Here is a 16,018-nt window from a genome sequence, read left to right on the forward strand (position 1 = left end):
CAGGGGTGGGGGTGGTGCAGGAGGCACCTGTGAGCTCTATCCGGCACCACCCCCACCTCCGGCTCCTCCCCACAAGGGGGAGGAGAGGCGCACTGCAATGTGAAAGGACAGGATCGTTGGAACGGGACTTAAACGGAGGGCGCCGCCTCGGCAACGCCGCCTCACTCCGGCGTCAGGTAGCGCCGCCGCGCCCAGCCGACGATGGGACCGAGCTTCACCCGGCACCAGGTCAGGCGGCTCGGGGTGTCGTTGGTGCAGCCGAAGCCGCGAAGCCGCCCGCGGGGCGGCGCCTGACCGATGGCCGGCGACTCGGCGTCCGGCGCCTCGCGGATGCTGAGCGTGTCGCCCGGGGGCAGCCCCTCGACCCTGAAGAACTCCAGCCGGCCGAAATCCTGCGCCCGGACCGGCGCCGGAACGAGGAGGAAGGCTGCCGCCACGGCGGCGCACGCGAGGGGGTACCGCATGATTCCGGTTCGTCAGGTGCGATGGATGCCCATCATCGCGGTGAGGCCGCCATCGACCGGCAGCACGGTGCCGGTGATGTAGCCCGCCGCGGGGCTCACCAGGAATGCGACCAGATCGGCCACCTCCGCCGGCGCGGCGAAGCGCCCGGACGGGATCTGCTTCTCCATGCCGGCGCGGTAGGCGGCGTAGGGCGCCATCATGTCGGTGTCGATGAAGCCCGGGGCCACCACGTTGACGGTGACGCCGCGGCGCGCCGATTCGATCGCCAGAGTCCGGCAATAGGCGATCAAGGCGCCCTTGCTCGCCGCGTAGGCCGCGTTGCCCGGATTGGCCCGGAGCGCCGCCACCGAGCCGATCGCGACGATGCGGCCGGCCTTCGCCCGGGTCATCGGCCGCACCAGCGCCTTGGCGAGGCGGGTCAGCGACCAGAAGTTGACCTGCATCGCGGCTTCCGCCCGGTCCTGGTCGAGGACGGCGGCGAGGCTGTCGCAGGGTTGGCCGGCATTGTGGACGAGGCCGAAGATGCCCTCGCCCTCCATCACGCCGCAGAAATCGTCGAGCGCCGCCTTGTCGGCGAGGTCGAGGGCATGGGGCCGCAGGCGCTGCCCGGGGTGGAGGGCGGTAAGTTCGAGCGCCAGCGCTTCCGCCGCCTCGCGCGAGCCGCGATAGGTGAAGTCGACGTCGTGGCCGGACGCCATCAGCGACCGCACGATCGCGGCGCCCAGGCCCCGCGCACCCCCGGTGACGAGGACGCGCCGGTTGTGGATCGCGGTCATCGGACGGGCTCCGCCCCGAAGATCAGGCAGGTGTTCTGCCCGCCGAAGCCGAAGGAGTTCGACAGCACGGTCCGCACCGGCACGTCGCGGGCGGCCGTCACCACGTCGAGCGGGATCGCCGGATCGGGCACGGCGTAGTTCAGGGTCGGCGGCACCCGGCCATGCGCGATGGTCAGCAGCGAGAACGCCGCCTCGACCGCGCCGGCGGCGGTGAGCGTGTGGCCGATCATCGACTTGTTCGAGGAGATCGGCACGGAACGCATGCGCTCGCCGAGTACGGCAAGGCAGCCCATCGCCTCCATCTTGTCGTTCTCCGGCGTGCCGGTGCCGTGGGCGTTCACGGTGTCGATCTGATCGGGATGCAGGCCGGCATCGTCGATGGCCGCGCGGATCGCCGCGATGATCGGCGCGCCGTCCGGGCTCGAGCGGGTGCGGTGGAAGCCGTCGCCCTTCTCGCCGCAGCCGAGCACGTAGCCGAGGATCCTGGCGCCGCGGGCTCGCGCGCTCGCCGCGCTCTCCAGCACCAGGGCGGCGGCGCCCTCGCCCATCACGAAGCCGTCGCGGTTCTTGGCGAAGGGCTTGGAGGCGGCCTCCGGCGGGTCGTTCTGGGTCGAGAGGGCCGAGAGCAGCGAGAACCGGATCAGCGATTCCGGGTTCACCGAGCCGTCGGTGCCGATGCAGAGCGCCGCCTCGACCTCGCCGCGGCGGATCGCCTCGACGCCGAGCTGGATCGCGGTCGCGCCCGACGAGCAGGCGGTCGAGAGCGAGATCGGCGATCCCTTGGTGCCGAAGCGGTCGGCAATGCGGTCGGCCACCGTGCCGAAGATGAACAGGTCGTGCCAGTCGTCGAAGCGCCGGCTGCCGGCCGCCCGCAGCAGGTCGGCATAGGTCACGTCGCCGTTCGGGGCCGCGGCCTCGGCGAGCGCCTGGCGCTGCGGCCACTCGATCTCGACCGGCGGCACCGCCATGAACAATGCACCCGGGAAATCGCCCGAGATCCCCGCCTGCGCGACGGCCTCGTCGGCCGCGGCCTCGGCGAAGCGCTCGGAGAGCATCGGTGCCACCATCGGGTCGGCGGCGATGAAGTCGACCGTGCCGGCGATGCGGGTGCGCAGGCCCTCGGTCGGGAAGCGCGTGATGGCGTGGATGCCCGAGCGGCCGGCGGTCAGCGCGGCCCAGTTGTCGGCGACGCCCCGGCCGAGCGAGGTCACCACGCCGAGGCCGGTGACCGCCACCAGGGGGCGTCCCATCGCGTCGTGGTCGCGGCTCATCGGCTGTCCCCTGCGGTGGTGAGGCGCAGCACGCCCTCGCCCCGGCGATGGCCGACCGCCGTGACGGCGACCTCGCGCGCCTCGCCCGCCGCCACCAGGGCGGCCGCCAGCGCCGCGCCGAAGGGCGCGGCGGCCTCGAGCGTGTGGCCGGTCAGGTCGCCGAGCGCCCGGACCGGCGCTTGCGGCGCCAGGGCCGTCAACGCGTCCCGCTCCTCGCCCGTGATGCCGGCGCAGCCGGTGGCGGCCGAGATCACGGCGTCGGGCCGAGCAAGGCCGGCCCGGCCCCAGAGATCCGTCAGGCTGTCCGCGACGCTGCCGTCCCGGCGCTTGGTGCGGTCGCTCGCCACCGCGTCGAGCCGGGCGAGCGCCCGGGCGCCGCGGGCCGCGGCGTGGTCGGCGGCCTCGAGCACCAGGAAGGCGGCGCCGGAGCCGAGGATGAAGCCGGGGGCGGCGGCACGCTCGAAGACCGGCCGGTACTCGGGCTTGGAGAGGTGGCCGCCCATTTCGTGGATCAGCAGCACGTCGGCCCGCTCGGCGTTGTAGGAGCCGCCGACGAGGACGATGTCGAGCTGGCCGGCGGCGATGCGGGCCTGCGCGATGCGGAGCGCGTCGACCCCGCTCGATTCCTCGCCCATGAAGGTGCGCGAGGCGCCCGTGACCCCGTGCACGATGGCGATGTTGCCGGCGAGCAGGTTCGAGAGCTGGGCGAGGAAGAGCGTCGGCCGCAGGTCGTTCTGGAGGCGCTCGTTGAGGTAGGCGCCGGGATCCGCCGCCTGGCGCAGGCCAGTGAGGATCTGGCCGTCGACCGCGTAGTCGCGCTCGCCGCCGCCCGCCGCCACGACGAGGTGCATGGCGCTTTTAAGCGCCGCATCCGCCTTGGCGCCCGCCGCGTCGAGGGCAAGGCCGGCGGCGTAGACGCCGAGGCGCTGCCACGGCTCCATCTGCCGCTGGTCGGACTTCTTCGAGATCTGGCCGTCGAGGCTGAGCGGCGCGACCGGGTGGACGGGATAGGGTGCGAAGGTCTTCGCGTCGGTGCGCGGGGCCTGTGCGGAGCGATAGGCGGCGAGATGCGCCTCCACCCCCTCGCCCGCGCAGGAGACGAGCCCGAGGCCGGTGACGACCACGGGGCGGGTCGGGACCGCTGTCATGAATCCGCTCCGTCGGGCAGGCCGATCCGGGCGGTGCGCTCGCGCATCAGCGCGCCGAGCCCATCCGGGAACGGCATGGTCCGGAACCGCAATTCGGCGTTGCAGATCGGCTTGCCCTCGGCCCGGATCGCCGCCTTCGTCACGGCATAGCCCGAGCCGTCGTGCTCCAGGCTCGCCTCGACCTCCAGCTCGGCCCCGGGGCCGACGAAGGTCCGGAAGCGCGCCTTGTCGACGCCCATCAGGAACGGCATGTGGCTGAACGACGCACGCGCGAGCAGCAGGTACCCGGAGGCCTGCGCCATCGTCTCGGTGAGGAGCACGCCCGGCACCAGCGGGTGACCGGGAAAGTGTCCCTCGAAGACCGGGCTCTCCTGCGGCACCGTGGACCGGGCGACGAGGCGCCCGCCCTCGCGGTCGAGGCTGACGACCCGGTCGATCATGTCGAAATATTCGAGGCGCATCCCGGCGACCGCTTCAGAACCGGATCAGGCCTTGGCGGCCTTCTCGGCCACCAGGCCGTCGATGCGCTCGCACAGGTTCTTGAGCACGAAGTACTGCTCGGCCGGAACCTTGCCCTCGTTGACCTCCTGGGTCCACTGCTCGAGGGGCAGCTTGATCCCGAAGGTCTTGTCGATCTCGAAGGCGATGTCGAGGAAGGCCAGGCTGTCGATGCCCAGGTCGTCGATGGCGTGGCTCTCCGGCGTGATCTTCTCGCGCGGGATGTCGGCGACGTCGGCGATGATGGTGGCGACGCGGTCGAAGGTGTCGGACATGGACGTGCAGCCGTCTTCCTGCTGAGATCTGGCTCGAACGGCGCGACCTCCGGGCACCGCCCGCACCCCGGCCACGAAACCGCCTACCCGAAACGGGTCCGCCGGGCAGGGCCCGGTCGAGGGGCCCGCATACACGAGGGGGGACGGGCCGGCAACCGCGCGGCGTTTCCGTGGGCGCGGCGTGCCCTAGGTCAGGTCGGATGACGCACCCGCCGCGCGGCGGAGGATGATTCCGGCATGGAACACGTGAAACCCCCGACCGTCCCCGGACCCGGACACCCCCCCGCCCCGCCGCCGCCTGCGACGGGGACTTCCGCCTTTGCCCGCGCGGCCCTGGTGATCGCGCTCGGGGCGCTCGGCCTGTGGGTGCTGCATCCGTTCCTGCCGGCGCTGGTCTGGGCGGTGATCCTGGCGATCGCCCTGTGGCCGCTGCGCGAGCGGCTGGTGCGGATCAAGCCGCCGGGCAAGCACAACCTCCTGTGGCCGGCCGTCCTCACGCTGGCGGTCGCCCTGGTGATCCTGGTGCCGCTGGTCGTGGTGGCGATCCAGGCGGCGCGCGAGGCGCACGACGCGGTCGCGTTCTGGCGCCAGATCGAGGAGCAGGGCTGGCCGGTGCCGGACTTCGTCTCGCACCTGCCGTTCGGCGCCGCCCAGGTCTCGGCCTGGTGGCAGGAGAACCTGAGCCACCCGCAGGGCTCGTCCGAGGTCCTGAAGCGCGTCGACCAGTCGATCAACCACTCGTCGCTGGTCGGGTTCGGGCGCACCTTCGGCAGCCAGATCGTCCACCGGGCGATGCTGTTCGGCTTCACCCTGCTCGCCCTGTTCTTCCTGTTCCGCGACGGGCCGGGTCTCGCGGCCCAAGGGCTGTCGGCGGCCCGCCGCCTGTTCGGCCCGCGCGGCGAGCGGGTGGCGCGCCAGATGGCGGCCTCGGTCCACGGCACGGTCGACGGGCTGGTGCTGGTCGGCCTCGGCGAGGGCTTCCTGCTCGGCGTCGTCTACTACTTCGCCGGCGTGCCGCATCCGGTGCTGCTCGGCGCCTTCACGGCGCTCGCCGCGATGATTCCGTTCGGGGCACCCGTGGCCTTCGGGCTCGCGGCCCTGCTCGCGGCCGCCCAGGGCGGCGTCACCGCGGCGATCGTGGTGGCGGTGGCCGGCCTCGTCGTCACCTTCGTGGCGGACCACTTCGTGCGCCCGGTGCTGATCGGCGGCGCCACCCGCCTGCCCTTCCTGTGGGTGCTGCTGGGCATCCTCGGCGGCGTCGAGAGCTTCGGCCTGCTCGGCCTGTTCCTCGGGCCCGCCGTGATGGCGGCTCTGGTACTGCTGTGGCGCGAATATACGGCGGGCGACGACCACGCCGTCGCCTGACCCGAGAAAGGACCGCCGCCCCGATGAGAATCCTGTTCGCCGCATCCCTGCTCGTCAGCCTCTCCGCCGCCCCGGCGCCGGCGCAGTGGGACGACGAGGCCACCGGGTCCCGCCGCGGCACCGAGGACGAGGGCTACGGTCGACGCGACCGGGACGGCCCGCGCTTTCGCGCCGACGACGATGGGCGGGGCCTCGACCGGCGCGATCGCCGCGCCTTCGGCCGGGACGACCCGGACGAGATCATGCCCCGCCGCCGTGACCGGGACCGGGACGACCGCGACCGCCGCGACGCCGAGGGCCGCTGGCGGGACGACCGGTCCCGGTCGGGCGGCCGCTACGACCCGTACGACCGCTACTACGGCCCCTCCTACGGCGCGCCCGTCGCTCCCGCCGCGCCCGGCGGGGTCTTCGTCGTGCCGCCGCCGATCCCCGGCGCCCGCCGCTACTGATCTGGATACGTGTCGAGAGGTTGCGTTGAACCAAGCCCCCACCCTCCGCGGCGAGCCCGCCCGCCGCCTCGCCGCCCTCGGCCTGACTCTGCCGCGGGTTCCCGAGCCGCGCGGCGCCTTCCTGCCGTTCTCGCGCATCGGCTCCACGCTGTGGCTCGCCGGGCAGATCTGCGAGTGGGAGGGCGAGGTGCGCTTCACCGGGCCGGTGACCGACATCGCGACGGGTCGGGAGGCGGCGCGGATCTGCGCCCTGAACCTGCTGGCGTCCTTGAGCCTCGCCCTCGACGGCGACCTCGACCGGGTGGTGCGCTGCCACCGCCTCGGCGGCTTCGTTCAGGTCGAACAGGGCTGGCCCGACGTGCCGAAGGCGGTCAACAGCGCCTCTGACCTGATGGCCGAGCTGTTCGGTGAGGCCGGACGCCACGCCCGCACGGCGATCGGCGTCGCGAGCCTGCCGGGGAATGCCAGCGTCGAGGTCGACGGGATCTTCGAGGTGCGGTGAGAGCCTCAGTGCGCGTCGCGCGCGTCGCCGCCGGTGTGGTAGCCGGCGGCCTGCTCGACCAGGGTGAGAACATCGAGGGCGCGCCAGGGCTTCGGGATGAAGGTGGCCGACATCCGCAGGTCGCTCGGCTGGTCGCCGGCATCGCCCGAGGTGAGCAGGACGTGGACCCGCGGCCAGGTGACGCCGATGATGCGGGCGAGCTCGAACCCGCCGATCTGGCCCGGGGTCCGCACGTCCGAGAAGACGACGTTCACCTCGTCGCCCCGCTCGCGCAGGATCGCCAGGGCCTTCTCGGCCGTCTCGGCCTCGATGACCCGGAAGCCCGTCTCCTCCAGCAGCGTAGCCGCCAGGAAACGCTCCTCCGGCTCGTCCTCGACGACCAGGATCACGGGCTGTGTCTTCGCGGCGGCGCTGGACTCGGTCATGAGCAGGGAACGAGCTTGCGGCCCACTGGTTGCATAGCTCCCGGGACCCTGTGTTCATCCTTCCCGAGGTGTTGCGGCAATGCAAGGCTTACCGCGACACCGACGGGGATTCGGACGGATGCTCAGGCGACGCCGTGCTGCCGGAACCATGCCAGCATCCGGCCCCAGCCGTCCTCCGCCGGGCCCTTGCGGTAGCTCGGGCGGTAATCGGCATGGAAGCCGTGCGGCGCGTCCGGGAAGACCACGATCTCGACGTCCTTGCCGGCGGCCTTCGCCGCCTCCCGCGCCTTGTCGACGTCGGCGACCGGGATGCCGGTGTCGGCAGCGCCGTAGAGCCCGAGGATCGGTGCGCGGATGTCCGCGATCACGTCGGCGGCGGTCTTGGGCTGGATCGCGCTGCGGGTACCGCCGAAATTGCCGTACCAGGCGACGCCGGCCTTCAGGTTGGCGCTGTGAGCGGCATAGAGCCACACGGTGCGCCCGCCGCGGCACCAGCCGGTGATGCCGACCTTGCCGGCGTCGCCCTTGGCCTCCGAGGCCGCCCAGGCGGCGGTGGCGTCGAGGTCGCCCATCACCTGCGCGTCCGGGGTCTTCGACACCACCTCGCGGACGATCTCCTGTACGTCGGTCATCTTCGAGACGTCGCCCTGGCGGGCGAAGAGTTCGGGCGCCACCGCGGTGTAGCCGGCCTTGGCGAGCCGCCGGCAGATGTCCTTGATGTAGTCGTGGACCCCGAAGATCTCCTCGACCACCAGGACGATCGGGAACGGCCCGGCTCCCTCCGGCATCGCCCGGTAGGCCGGCATCGGCCCGTCGCCGACCGGGATCCGCACCTCCCCGGCGACGATGCCGGCCTCGTCGGTGCGGATGGCCTGCGCCTCGACCCGCGTGGTGGCCAGCGTCAGGCCGGTCATCAGGCTCGTCATCACGAAGCCGCGCCGGGAGAAGGGCGGGATCACCAGGCCGTCGAGCTGCTCGAGATCGGTCGATCCGTCCTGCCGCCCACCTTGCCGCGCCGCGTCGCTCGTTGCCATGCCGTGCCCTCCCGATCGGGGTTCGCCCCGCGGCGCGATCATGCGTGCCGATACCTGCGTGGCAAGGGCGAACGGGCCCGGTACGGTCACGATTCGGTCAGGCCCGCTCCGAACGGCGAAGGGCCGCCCCGGTGCGGGGCGGCCCTTCATGCGGCCGGCGCGATCGATGCGCCGGCGATGCCGTGAAATCCTACTTGGCGTTGGTCGAGCCCGTCGACTTAGGCTCGGCCGGCGCCGGATAGGCCGGGTTGCCGGCCGGGACGCCGCTGCTGTTCGCCGACGACACGCCGTTGGCGCTGCCGGTCGGCGAGCCGGTGATCTGCTGGCGCGAGGCGTCCTGGCTCTGGCTGGCGTAGTCCTTCGGGGCGTTCGCGCCGTTCCAGCCGAGCAGCGCCACCATGGCGACGGCGAGCAGGGCCAGGCTGCCGATCAGCACGTAGAGGACGGGACGGCCCTTCGCGCCCTGGCGGGCCGCGGTCGGGGTCTCGACGGTGCGGTTGGGATCCATGGGGAACCTCGGGTTGAGGCCCGGCGGAGAATCTCGCCGAGCGGTGATCGTCATGACGGGCCAACGTCACCGATCGGCCGAGGTTCCTGTCCACCCGTGCGGCGGCGGCCTCTACTTGCCCGTCAGCAGCATGATCTTGCCGAGATGGGCGCTCGATTCCATCAAGGCATGGGCCTCCCGCGCCTGGTCCAGCGGGAAGGTCGCGTGGATCACCGGCTTGACCGTGCCGGTTTCGAGCATCGGCCACACCTCCCGGCGCAGGCCGTCGGCGATCGCGGCCTTCTGGGCGACGGTGCGCGGGCGCAGGGTCGAGCCGGTCACGGTGAGGCGCCGGATCATGATCGGCGTCAGGTTCAGGTTCTCGGCCTGGAAGCCCTGCAGGAACGCGATGATGACGAGCCGGCCCTCCAGCGCCAGCGACTTCACGTTGCGCTCGAGATAGGCCGCGCCGACCATGTCGAGGATCACGTCGACGCCCTTGCCGTCTGTCAGGCGCTTCACCTCGGCGGCGAAGTCGGCCTCGCGGTAGTTGATGGCGTGGTCGGCGCCGAGCGTCTCGCAGAAGGCGCATTTCTCGGCCGAGCCGGCGGTGGCGAAGACCTCGGCGCCGAACCGCTTGGCGAGCTGGATCGCCGTCGAGCCGATGCCGCTCGACCCGCCATGGACCAGGAAGCGCTCGCCCTGCCGAAGGCGGCCGCGCTCGAACACGTTGGTCCAGACCGTCCAGTAATTCTCCGGCAGGCCGGCGGCCTCGACGAGGGAGAGCGGGCCGGGCTTGGGCAGGCACAAAGCCGCCTCCGCCACGGCGTACTCGGCGTAGCCACCGCTGATCGTCAGGGCGCAGACCTCCTGGCCCTCGGCGAGGTCGGTCACGCCCTCCCCCAGGGCGACGATGCGCCCGGCGACCTCGAGGCCCGGCACGTCGGTGGCGCCGGGCGGCGGCGGGTACTTGCCGGCGCGCTGCTGGCAGTCGGGTCGGTTCACGCCCGCCGCCACGACCTCGACCAGCACCTGGTTCGGGCCGGGCCGGGGCACCGGCACGGTCTCGATCCCGATCACCTCCGGACCGCCGGCCCCGTTGAAGCGGACCTGGCGCATGGTGGCGGGGATCGAGGGCATGGGCGGCTCCGAGCGACGGGATCGTGAGCCCTTACCTGCCGCGCGGGCCGGGAGCCGGCAAGGGGCAGACGGCTCAGCGCGTGCCGTACATCCGGTCGCCGGCATCGCCGAGGCCCGGCAGGATGTAGCCGTGCTCGTTGAGGTGGCTGTCGATCGAGGCGGTCCAGACCGGCACGTCGGGATGGGAGCCCTGGAACTTGGCGAGGCCTTCCGGCGCGGCGAGCAGGCAGACGAAGCGCAGGTCGCGGGCGCCGCGCTCCTTGAGCCGGTCGACCGCGGCGACCGCCGAGTTCGCCGTCGCCAGCATCGGGTCGAGGACCAGCACGGTGCGGTCGCCGAGGTCGGACGGGGCCTTGAAGTAGTACTCCACCGCCTCCAGCGAGTCCGGGTCGCGGTAGAGCCCGACATGGGCGACGCGGGCCGAGGGCAGCAGCGACAGCATCCCGTCGAGGAAGCCGACGCCGGCGCGCAGGATCGGCGCCAGGACGAGCTTCTTGCCGGCGATCTGGGCGCCCTGCATCGTCATCATCGGGGTCTCGATCTCGACCGGCTCGAGCGGCAGGTCGCGGGTGACCTCGTAGGCGAGCAGCATCCCGACCTCGTTCAGGAGCTGGCGGAAGCCCTTGGTCGAGCGCGCCTTGTCCCGCATCAGGGTCAGCTTGTGCTGCACCAGCGGGTGGTCGACCACCGTGACCGGCGCCACACCCGTCTCCCCGCGCGCACCCGCACTCTGCATCGTCGTCTCCCCGCTCACGTTCACGCTCTCGAATGATGTCAGAATACGGTGCCGTCGCTGGCGATCGAGAGCGGCGGCGCGCCCTCCGGCCGCAGGGACTTCGCCAGGCGCCGGCCGGTGGCCCAGGTACCGCCTTCCAGCACCTTGGCGAGCGGCAGGTCGGCCGGATCCTCGATCTCCAGCCGCTCGCGCACCAGCGGCGCCAGCCGGTCGAGGAGCGCCACGGTGAGCGCCCGCCACTCGACGACGAGGCGCGAGTCGACCGGGTGGGCCTGCGCGGCCTCCTCGGGCCGGCGCAGGGCCAGCACGCCGGTATCGAGGAACAGGCCGCCGTTGCGGTACTCGGGCAGGCCGGTCAGGGCGTCGAGGCCGGTGACGGCGAGGCCCGCCTCCTCCAAGGGCTCCAGGAGCGAGTAGGCGAGCCACTGCGACAGCTTGTGGAACGGCACCAGCCCCTCGGTCGGCCCCGTCCCGCCGGCGAGCGGGTGGCGCCAGGTGTCGCCGAGATCGACGCCGTCGAGGACGATGCGGCCGGGCCAGATCGGGCCGAGATGGGTCAGCAGCACCTCCAGCACCGCCTCCGCCGGGACCTCGCCGTCGCGGGAGCGGGCCTTGATGCGGTCGAACAGGAAGCCGGGCCGGGCGTCGGGTCCGAACCCTTCCGGGTCCGCCGCCGCGACCTGGCCGAGGCGGTTGAGGAGCGCCGTGCGGCCCGACAGGCCGACGAGGGGGTTGGTCGGACCGGCCTGGAAGCCCTCGGCGAGTTCGGCCTCGGTCAGGCTGGCGAGCGCCCGCGCATCGGCCCGGAACGGGTCCTCGGGGGAGGAGGAAAACAGGCCCGACACGAACATGTCGAAGCTCGCCACCGCCAGGCCTTCCGAGCGGGCGTAGGTCTCGCCGGTGCGGCCCTCCTCGTAGCGCCAGGTCGGGCCGGCGCCGGCATCGAGCAGCACGCTCACCACCACGAGGTCGAAGGCGGCGCGGGCTTGCTCGGCCGGGTCCTCGAAGGGCGCCGCGTGGACGAGCGAGCCCCAGCGCTCGAATCCGCCGACCGAGAAATGGCGCCAGCGGGCATGATACGGGATCGCGAGGTCGGGATAGGCCTCGCGGATGGTCTCGACCACCGCGTCGGCGCACGCACCCAGGCGGTCGAGGTCGACCACGAAGTGATCCAGCCGCCCGTCGAGCCCGGCCTGGAGCAGGGTCTCGGCGCGGGCGCGCACCGCCCGGGCCGAGAGCAGGCTGCGGGCGGTCGTAAACTCAGGCACGGGCATCTCCAGGGGCAGTTCGGTCGGGCGCGGTCGTCGGGCGGGGTCTCTTCGCGCCCTCAGAACCGCTCGAGGTCGCGGCCCTTCACGGTGTCGAGGGCTTCCGTGACGCCGTCCGGCGCGTAATAGCCCGCCGCCTTCTTGGCTTCCATCTCGACCGAGGCGTCCGGCGGGATCAGGTCGGCCGGGATCGGCACCCGCTCGCCGACCTCGATGCCCGAGCCCGTGATGGCGTCGTACTTCATGTTCGACATCGACATCAGCCGGTCGATGCGGCGGATGCCGAGCCAGTGCAGCACGTCGGGCATCAGCTGCTGGAAGCGGGCGTCCTGCACGCCGGCGACGCATTCGGTGCGCTCGAAGTAGGTGGCGGCGGAATCGCCCCCCTCCTGGCGCTTGCGGGCGTTGTAGACCAGGAACTTGGTCACCTCGCCGAGCGCCCGGCCCTCCTTGCGGTTGTAGACGATGACGCCGGTGCCGCCGGTCTGCGCCTCGCGCACGCATTCCTCGATGCCGTGGGTCAGGTAGGGCCGGCAGGTGCAGATGTCGGAGCCGAACACGTCGGAGCCGTTGCACTCGTCGTGGACCCGGCAGGCGATGCGCCGCCGCGGGTCGGGCAGGCCCTCGATCTCGCCGATGACGTAGACGGTGCAGCCGCCGATCGGCGGCAGGAAGACCTGGAGGTCGGGGCGCGTCACGAGTTCCGGGAACATGCCGCCGGTCTGCTCAAACAGCGTGCGGCGCAGGGCCGTCTCGCTGGTGCCGAAGCGGGCGGCGACGCCCGGCAGGTACCAGACCGGATCGACCGCGATCTTGGTGACCGAGATGTCGCCGGAGGCGTGCAGCACCATGCCATCGGCGGCGAGCCGGTGGGCGCCCATCGCCGCCAGGATCTCCGGCAGGTTCAGCCGCGCCTTGGTGACCGCGATGGTCGGGCGGATGTCGGTGCCGGTGCCGATCGCGTCGCGAAACACCTCGCCGGGCATGTGGCCCCAGGGGTCGAGGGAGACGATCTTGTCCGGGTCGGCCCATTGCGGGTGCGGGCCGATGCCGACCACCGGATGGGTGTTGGTGAGGTCCGGCCGAGCCAGGGGGTTCAGCGCCCGGCCGGCGATGGCGAGCGCCCGGTAGAGCGAGTAGGCGCCGCCATTGGCCCCGATCACGTTGCGGTCGGCCGGGTTGGTGACGGTGCCGATGATCGGCCCTCGCTCGCGCGGGTCGGCGGCGCCCCAGCGGATCGGCCAGCGGGCGGCGCCCGGCTCCGGGTGCGAGGTGAGCCGGATATGCGACGAGCGGTTGGAACTGGTCATGCGGACGCGCCGTCCTTCAACGGAGAAGGCTCCCCGCGGGGGCCGCGAGGAGCCTGTCGAGTGCTTGACCTGAACGAGGGTGGCCCAGCCGATTCGGCGCGTCAAGCTCAAGCCTGAGGCGCCGTTTCGCCCAACGGGGCGGCAGAACCGCCCCGTCGGGACCACCCTCCTCCGGTGATCAGAAGTTCGAGCCGGCGCGGCGGCGGGCCATGAAGGCGTCGAACTGCTCGCGGTCGCGGGCGCGCTTCAGCTCGTCCACGAACTCGGTGAAGGCGCGGCTCTCCTCCTCGAGGCGGCGGCGCTCCTCTTCGAGGCGCTCGATCTCCTTGCGGCGATACTCCTCGAAGGCCCAGTTGCCGCTGTCGTGGCGGGCGGCACCGAAGCCCGGGAACCCCGAGAAGCCGTTCCGGAAGGAGCGCTCGGCGAAGGACTTCATCTCGTTCAAGGCCGGGTACCCCATGAGCTTCCACACCACGTAGGCCGCGGCCAACGGCCACGCATAGATGAAACCGATCACGATCGCGCCGATCTCGAGGGAGCGGCGCGGGAACGGGCCGTTGCGGCAGGCGCGGCCGCTCGACCAGGGGGCAGAGGAATACGACACGTCACGATCTCCCGCGGGATGTAAATGTGAACGACATTTACATGCGGGGTCGGCCGGGCGGTTTCAAGGAGGGCGCGGTGCCAAAATCGCACCGCCTTCCGAAAGGCGGGGTACGGCCGCGTCGGCTTTTGCCCCAGCCGGCAAATCACCATGCTCTCTCGTACAGATCAGAAATTAATCTTGAATAATTCAGCAACAAATCGTGTTTTTGCAACAACAACCCGGCACGACGAAAATTATGACAAGATTATGAACATGCGCTGAGCGTGACTATTTCTTAAGCGTACGCCTCGGACGGGGGAGCCGGAGGGTCGGCAGCCCGGGGGATCTCGCCATGCTCTTCAGACACAGCGTCTCGCTCGTCGCGCTCGCCGCGGCCGCGCTCTCGACCGAGGGCGCCCGCGCCCAGACCGCCACCATCGCGCCGACCAGCGCCAACGTGCTGAACCTGCTCAGCCCCTTCCTGAGCCTGAACGCCACGGCGACCGGCTGGACGGCCCTGCAGGCGAACCTCGACCAGGCGGTCGGCTACAACAACGGGGCGAGCCTGCGCCAGCAGCAGCTCGCGATCAGCGACAAGAACCTGCTCGGCTCGGCGACGAACAACCTCGCGTCGGTGGGCCTCGGCCTCTACGGCGCCGGCGCCAACCTGGCCGGCGGCCTGCCGGCCCAGACCGTGATCAACGGCATCACGCCGCAGCAGCCGGTCGGCGGCCTCGGCCCGGTGCTCGGCCCGATCTACGTCGCCGGCAGCGCCGCGGGCACGAGCGGCCCCCTCGGCAGCGTGGTCAACCTGCTGGCGCGCGCCTACGGCTTCACCGGCAACGACCTCGGCGTCGCCAAGAACTACTTCGCCAACGGTGCCGCCAGCAACCCGAGCACCACGCCCGCGGGCTACGTGCCGGTCCCGGCCGCGGCGCCGGCGGGCTACACCATCCCGACCTTCAACGGCCTGCCCAATACCCGCGACAGCGTCTACGACCTCGCCTACGGCGTGACCAGCACGCAACCGGGCCAGGACGTCTACGGCTCGTCGCGGCCGATCCAGGTCGCGCCGGGCCGCTACACGATCTTCGATCCGACGGCGCTGAACGGCATCGCCACCAACCCGTCCTTCCCGAGCGGCCACACCACCTACGCCTTCACCGACGGCATCCTGCTGGCGATGACCACGCCGCAGGCCTACCGGTCCATGCTGCTGCGGGCCTCCGAATACGGCGAGAGCCGCATCGTGCTCGGGGTGCACTACCCGCTCGACATCATCGGCGGCCGGGCGCTGGCGACCTACGACCTGGCGCAGGCCTTCACCAACCCGCTCTACATCAACAACGCGGCGACCACCGGTACCGCCATCGACCTGCCGAGCCTCTACAATCAGGCCGCCGGGCAGATGCAGGGCTACCTGTCGGCCCAGTGCGGCGCCTCGGTGGCGGCCTGCGCGGGGGTTGCCACCAACAACCCCTACCTGCCCTCGGCGGCGAACCAGGCCCTCTACCAGCAGCGCCAGAGCTTCGGCCTGCCGACCCTGACCTTCGCTCAAGGGCCGCGCGAGGCGGCGCCCGCGGGCGGGCCCGACGCCTCGATCCTGCTCGCCCCGATCTACGGCGGCAGCTCGGCGGCGGCCCAGCGGATCGCCCCGACCGGCGGCCTCGCCGGCAGCCTCGCCACCGACACGATCAACCAGATCGTCGTCAACACCGAGTCGAACGCGATCGCGGCGCTCTACGGCACGCCGCTGAGCTACTGGAGCCGCGTCGATCTCTACGCCGCCGCCGGCTACTTCGGGAACGTGATCGGCAGCCTGCAGATGGCGGCATCCGACCGGCTGACCACCGACGTCACGGTGGGCCAGACCGGCGCGCTCTACGCCAACGGCACCGTGGCCGGCCAGGTCACGGTCGGCGCGGGCGGCCTGCTCGGCGGCACCGGCACGGTCGGCGGGGTGGCGGCGCAATCCGGCGCCACGATCGCCCCCGGCAACTCCCTCGGCACCCTCACGGTCGCCGGCAACGCCGGCTTCGCCGCCGGATCGACCTTCCAGGTCGAGACCGACGCGGGCGGCCAGTCCGACCGCCTCGCCGCCACCGGCACCGCCACGATCCAGGGCGGCACCGTCCGGGTGCTGGCGCAAAACGGCACCTACGCCCCCCGCACCGGCTACACCATCCTGTCGGCCGCGGGCGGCGTCTCCGGCACCTTCGCGGGCGTCTCCTCCAACCTCGCCTTCCTCACCCCGACGCTGCGCTACCAGCCGGCGCAAGTCGA

18 protein-coding genes are annotated in these 16,018 nt (G+C 72.1%); 4 read left to right on the plus strand and 14 right to left on the minus strand.

The annotated features are described in order from the left end of the window. Positions 1–161 precede the first annotated feature (161 nt). Genes V3T34_RS17235 through V3T34_RS17260 form a run of 6 tightly spaced genes read right to left on the minus strand, consistent with a single transcriptional unit; the run spans position 162 to position 4,433 of the window. A complete protein-coding gene (locus V3T34_RS17235; RefSeq protein WP_091891261.1) occupies positions 162–464 on the minus strand; it encodes an SH3 domain-containing protein in 303 nt (100 codons plus the stop codon). Positions 465–476: 12 nt separating this feature from the next. Then, complete coding sequence (locus V3T34_RS17240) at positions 477–1,241, minus strand: SDR family oxidoreductase (RefSeq protein ID WP_305079294.1); 765 nt, start codon at positions 1,239–1,241, stop codon at positions 477–479. Beyond that, a complete protein-coding gene (locus V3T34_RS17245; protein WP_060847507.1) occupies positions 1,238–2,512 on the minus strand; it encodes a beta-ketoacyl-ACP synthase in 1,275 nt (424 codons plus the stop codon). The genes V3T34_RS17240 and V3T34_RS17245 overlap by 4 nt, the downstream gene beginning before the upstream one ends. Further along, a complete protein-coding gene (locus V3T34_RS17250) occupies positions 2,509–3,660 on the minus strand; it encodes a beta-ketoacyl-ACP synthase (protein ID WP_305079293.1) in 1,152 nt (383 codons plus the stop codon). Before V3T34_RS17250 ends, V3T34_RS17245 begins: the two co-directional genes overlap by 4 nt. After that, positions 3,657–4,121: a 3-hydroxyacyl-ACP dehydratase FabZ family protein gene (locus tag V3T34_RS17255; RefSeq protein WP_060847505.1), complete on the minus strand. Its 465-nt coding sequence runs from the start codon at positions 4,119–4,121 to the stop codon at positions 3,657–3,659. The genes V3T34_RS17250 and V3T34_RS17255 overlap by 4 nt, the downstream gene beginning before the upstream one ends. Before the next feature lie 24 nt (positions 4,122–4,145). Next, entirely contained in the window at positions 4,146–4,433 is a 288-nt protein-coding gene (locus V3T34_RS17260) for an acyl carrier protein (RefSeq protein ID WP_060847504.1), read from the minus strand. Between the two features lie 237 nt (positions 4,434–4,670). Here V3T34_RS17260 and V3T34_RS17265 point away from each other — a divergent pair, with 237 nt between their 5' ends. Genes V3T34_RS17265 through V3T34_RS17275 form a run of 3 tightly spaced genes read left to right on the plus strand, consistent with a single transcriptional unit; the run spans position 4,671 to position 6,749 of the window. After that, positions 4,671–5,798, plus strand: a complete 1,128-nt coding sequence (locus V3T34_RS17265; protein ID WP_060847503.1) for an AI-2E family transporter — start codon at positions 4,671–4,673, stop codon at positions 5,796–5,798. Between the two features lie 23 nt (positions 5,799–5,821). Continuing rightward, positions 5,822–6,247: a hypothetical protein gene (locus V3T34_RS17270; protein ID WP_305079292.1), complete on the plus strand. Its 426-nt coding sequence runs from the start codon at positions 5,822–5,824 to the stop codon at positions 6,245–6,247. Positions 6,248–6,272: 25 nt separating this feature from the next. Next, positions 6,273–6,749: a RidA family protein gene (locus tag V3T34_RS17275; protein ID WP_305079291.1), complete on the plus strand. Its 477-nt coding sequence runs from the start codon at positions 6,273–6,275 to the stop codon at positions 6,747–6,749. 5 nt (positions 6,750–6,754) lie between these two features. Here V3T34_RS17275 and V3T34_RS17280 read toward each other — a convergent pair whose 3' ends face one another. From V3T34_RS17280 to V3T34_RS17315, 8 genes are all read right to left on the minus strand, one after another. Then, complete coding sequence (locus V3T34_RS17280) at positions 6,755–7,174, minus strand: response regulator (protein ID WP_060847500.1); 420 nt, start codon at positions 7,172–7,174, stop codon at positions 6,755–6,757. Positions 7,175–7,296: 122 nt separating this feature from the next. Next, on the minus strand, positions 7,297–8,208 hold the full coding sequence (locus V3T34_RS17285) for a dienelactone hydrolase family protein (RefSeq protein WP_139235077.1): 912 nt from the start codon (positions 8,206–8,208) through the stop codon (positions 7,297–7,299). Positions 8,209–8,398: 190 nt separating this feature from the next. Next, on the minus strand, positions 8,399–8,716 hold the full coding sequence (locus V3T34_RS17290) for a hypothetical protein (protein WP_091748768.1): 318 nt from the start codon (positions 8,714–8,716) through the stop codon (positions 8,399–8,401). A gap of 111 nt (positions 8,717–8,827) precedes the next feature. Beyond that, a complete protein-coding gene (locus V3T34_RS17295; RefSeq protein ID WP_305079290.1) occupies positions 8,828–9,835 on the minus strand; it encodes an NAD(P)H-quinone oxidoreductase in 1,008 nt (335 codons plus the stop codon). 73 nt (positions 9,836–9,908) lie between these two features. Continuing rightward, a complete protein-coding gene (gene upp, locus V3T34_RS17300; protein ID WP_305079306.1) occupies positions 9,909–10,571 on the minus strand; it encodes a uracil phosphoribosyltransferase in 663 nt (220 codons plus the stop codon). Positions 10,572–10,609: 38 nt separating this feature from the next. Continuing rightward, the gene (locus V3T34_RS17305; RefSeq protein ID WP_407942723.1) at positions 10,610–11,845 is read right to left on the minus strand and encodes a URC4/urg3 family protein; all 1,236 of its coding nucleotides are present in this window, start codon (positions 11,843–11,845) and stop codon (positions 10,610–10,612) included. A 53-nt stretch (positions 11,846–11,898) separates the two neighbouring features. Further along, complete coding sequence (locus V3T34_RS17310) at positions 11,899–13,149, minus strand: GTP cyclohydrolase II (RefSeq protein WP_305079288.1); 1,251 nt, start codon at positions 13,147–13,149, stop codon at positions 11,899–11,901. 178 nt (positions 13,150–13,327) lie between these two features. Next, the gene (locus V3T34_RS17315; protein WP_060847494.1) at positions 13,328–13,753 is read right to left on the minus strand and encodes a DUF2852 domain-containing protein; all 426 of its coding nucleotides are present in this window, start codon (positions 13,751–13,753) and stop codon (positions 13,328–13,330) included. Positions 13,754–14,087: 334 nt separating this feature from the next. Here V3T34_RS17315 and V3T34_RS17320 point away from each other — a divergent pair. Then, positions 14,088–16,018, plus strand: a 1,931-nt coding sequence (locus V3T34_RS17320; protein ID WP_331369248.1) for a phosphatase PAP2 family protein, incomplete at its 3' end; no start/stop codon positions are given.

The sequence above is a fragment of the Methylobacterium ajmalii genome (genome assembly GCF_036448855.1).
Taxonomy (GTDB): domain Bacteria; phylum Pseudomonadota; class Alphaproteobacteria; order Rhizobiales; family Beijerinckiaceae; genus Methylobacterium; species Methylobacterium ajmalii.

What these genes read in the sequence shown, in the direction of transcription:
- V3T34_RS17305 (WP_407942723.1), bottom strand. Translation starts at nt 11,845, where the DNA reads ATGCCCGTGCCTGAGTTTACGACCGCCCGCAGCCTGCTCTCGGCCCGG.
- V3T34_RS17265 (WP_060847503.1), top strand. Translation starts at nt 4,671, where the DNA reads ATGGAACACGTGAAACCCCCGACCGTCCCCGGACCCGGACACCCCCCC.
- V3T34_RS17245 (WP_060847507.1), bottom strand. Translation starts at nt 2,512, where the DNA reads ATGAGCCGCGACCACGACGCGATGGGACGCCCCCTGGTGGCGGTCACC.
- V3T34_RS17260 (WP_060847504.1), bottom strand. Translation starts at nt 4,433, where the DNA reads ATGTCCGACACCTTCGACCGCGTCGCCACCATCATCGCCGACGTCGCC.
- V3T34_RS17235 (WP_091891261.1), bottom strand. Translation starts at nt 464, where the DNA reads ATGCGGTACCCCCTCGCGTGCGCCGCCGTGGCGGCAGCCTTCCTCCTC.
- V3T34_RS17270 (WP_305079292.1), top strand. Translation starts at nt 5,822, where the DNA reads ATGAGAATCCTGTTCGCCGCATCCCTGCTCGTCAGCCTCTCCGCCGCC.
- upp (WP_305079306.1), bottom strand. Translation starts at nt 10,571, where the DNA reads ATGCAGAGTGCGGGTGCGCGCGGGGAGACGGGTGTGGCGCCGGTCACG.
- V3T34_RS17295 (WP_305079290.1), bottom strand. Translation starts at nt 9,835, where the DNA reads ATGCCCTCGATCCCCGCCACCATGCGCCAGGTCCGCTTCAACGGGGCC.
- V3T34_RS17250 (WP_305079293.1), bottom strand. Translation starts at nt 3,660, where the DNA reads ATGACAGCGGTCCCGACCCGCCCCGTGGTCGTCACCGGCCTCGGGCTC.
- V3T34_RS17285 (WP_139235077.1), bottom strand. Translation starts at nt 8,208, where the DNA reads ATGGCAACGAGCGACGCGGCGCGGCAAGGTGGGCGGCAGGACGGATCG.
- V3T34_RS17310 (WP_305079288.1), bottom strand. Translation starts at nt 13,149, where the DNA reads ATGACCAGTTCCAACCGCTCGTCGCATATCCGGCTCACCTCGCACCCG.
- V3T34_RS17280 (WP_060847500.1), bottom strand. Translation starts at nt 7,174, where the DNA reads ATGACCGAGTCCAGCGCCGCCGCGAAGACACAGCCCGTGATCCTGGTC.
- V3T34_RS17290 (WP_091748768.1), bottom strand. Translation starts at nt 8,716, where the DNA reads ATGGATCCCAACCGCACCGTCGAGACCCCGACCGCGGCCCGCCAGGGC.
- V3T34_RS17255 (WP_060847505.1), bottom strand. Translation starts at nt 4,121, where the DNA reads ATGCGCCTCGAATATTTCGACATGATCGACCGGGTCGTCAGCCTCGAC.
- V3T34_RS17240 (WP_305079294.1), bottom strand. Translation starts at nt 1,241, where the DNA reads ATGACCGCGATCCACAACCGGCGCGTCCTCGTCACCGGGGGTGCGCGG.